Annotated in this window: 3 protein-coding genes and 1 pseudogene; all 4 read left to right on the top strand. The window is 51.4% G+C overall.

The features are described from left to right. Window positions 1-318, top strand: a pseudogene (locus B5D35_RS23650) (replication endonuclease); the annotation flags it as partial. A 17-nt stretch (window positions 319-335) separates the two neighbouring features. After that, window positions 336-653, top strand: a complete 318-nt coding sequence (locus B5D35_RS23645; RefSeq protein ID WP_078754836.1) for a hypothetical protein — start codon at window positions 336-338, stop codon at window positions 651-653. Continuing rightward, window positions 646-1,269: a hypothetical protein gene (locus tag B5D35_RS23640; RefSeq protein ID WP_078754835.1), complete on the top strand. Its 624-nt coding sequence runs from the start codon at window positions 646-648 to the stop codon at window positions 1,267-1,269. The genes B5D35_RS23645 and B5D35_RS23640 overlap by 8 nt, the downstream gene beginning before the upstream one ends. Then, window positions 1,256-1,626: hypothetical protein (locus B5D35_RS23635; RefSeq protein WP_078754834.1), on the top strand; the 371-nt coding region annotated here is incomplete at its 3' end. The genes B5D35_RS23640 and B5D35_RS23635, both read left to right, overlap by 14 nt.

The raw sequence follows: 1,626 nt of genomic DNA, 5'->3' as shown, positions 1-1,626 counted from the left end.
ACCGCAGGGCAAGACTTTGCGTTAGTGCCGTCTTCAAAATTTGACACATGGAAAGCGGCGCGTGCATCCGCTTTTGCTCTTGCTCTTAAAAAGGCACGGCGTGCCGTCCCTTGGAGCACTGAAAATAAGTGTAACCCGACCGGAAAAACCGCCGTTTCACCGCTTGAGCACGCCCTGATGGACATCACAGGATGGAGCGTGAAAGGGGTGCAATGCTTGCTCAAACCGCTGTCACTCGGGGCAACCGTCCCCATCGACAAATATCTCTCTATTTCGCTTCGAAACGGGGAGCTTCGCACCCATGCGATGCACACTTGAACCACAAAGGAAAGCACATGAGACACACAGAAATAACAGCCATTGACCGCGCGTTAGCAGCACTGGATGCCGCTGACAAGTTGGAAGCAACTTTACTGGAGGAGATTGAGCGCATTAAAGGCTTGAGTCCACTTAAAGTACTGGCGAAAGCAGGAAAGATACTGACAGGTGGGGAGTCGTTCTCCCCCTCTAAGCTCGGGTTATCCGATGATGTAGAAGAAAAGGTAAAAACCCTTATTAACATCAACCGCCACGCCCGCACAGAGCTTCGCGGTTATATGCAAGAAAACCGTGAAACCCTGTCGGAGGTGGAAAAAGGAGCGTGTCGTGAGTAACCAATACCCTAACCCCGTTCGCGGCTATGTGCCCTGTGCGCACTGTGGCTCTACCGCCACGGTGCACTGCATCGGAGAAGGCAAGTTGATAGCAACGGGCGAAGCCCCAAAAAACAAACGCAACGTGGGCAAACAGTACTACCGCTGTCCAAGTTGCGGCAATCAATATCCGTCCCAAAAATACATGGAGGAAAACCGTGTGGAAAACGAAGCAGATATCACCCCAAAAACCTCAGTAGGTAACAGTAAGGATACGGTTACCGATACAGTTAAAAGTACTGCTTCTGAAAACAGCGAAGCCAGTAAATCCGCGGTTTCAAACTGTAATAACAGTAATGAAAACACTCCTGACACCTCGGGTAACAGTAAGGATACCGTTACCGATACAGTTAAAAGCACTGCCTCTGAAAACAGCGAAGCCAGTAAAACCGCTGTTTCAAACTGCAATAACGCTTACCCAGAGGACGATGACGAAACGGACGATGGGTGGTCACGTGTTTTACCTTGGGTGGTCGCACTCATTGCGCTGGCGGGTGCAGGGTGGTTGGCGTGGAAATGGATAGCGAAGGCATCACAACAAGAGGGCAGCAAGGAGGTCACGTATGTCTGGCAATGAAGTAGGCGTTGACGGTGCATTTGACAGTGCGGCCAGTGACGATTGGGGCGCGTTCGAATCCGTTCTAACCCAGCTTGAGCAAGAGGAGAAAGCCAGCGAAACACAAGAGGCCGACACAGGCGCAGAGATAGACGAAAAATCCATGACGGTCATTCTGGGTGGCCTGTTCGGCATGGTGGAGAAAATGACAGGTGCCATTGCTGGGGTGCCCTTTGCTTTTGATGAAGACCAAAAGCAAAGCGTCATTGAAGCGGCCATCCCTGTGATGGAAAGTCATGGGGAAGCACGCTGGGTGACCTTTTTCGGCAAGTATGCCCAAGAAGGGGCACTCTTGATTGCGGTTATCGTGCTTGTGGT

The organism is Enterovibrio nigricans DSM 22720 (assembly GCF_900167155.1).
Lineage (GTDB): Bacteria > Pseudomonadota > Gammaproteobacteria > Enterobacterales > Vibrionaceae > Enterovibrio > Enterovibrio nigricans.
The sequence above is the reverse complement of the archived record's forward strand: the minus strand, read 5'-3'. Positions and strand labels throughout refer to the sequence as shown.

Coding starts and splice junctions, on each gene's coding strand:
- B5D35_RS23645 (WP_078754836.1), top strand. CDS start 336: ATGAGACACACAGAAATAACAGCCATTGACCGCGCGTTAGCAGCACTG.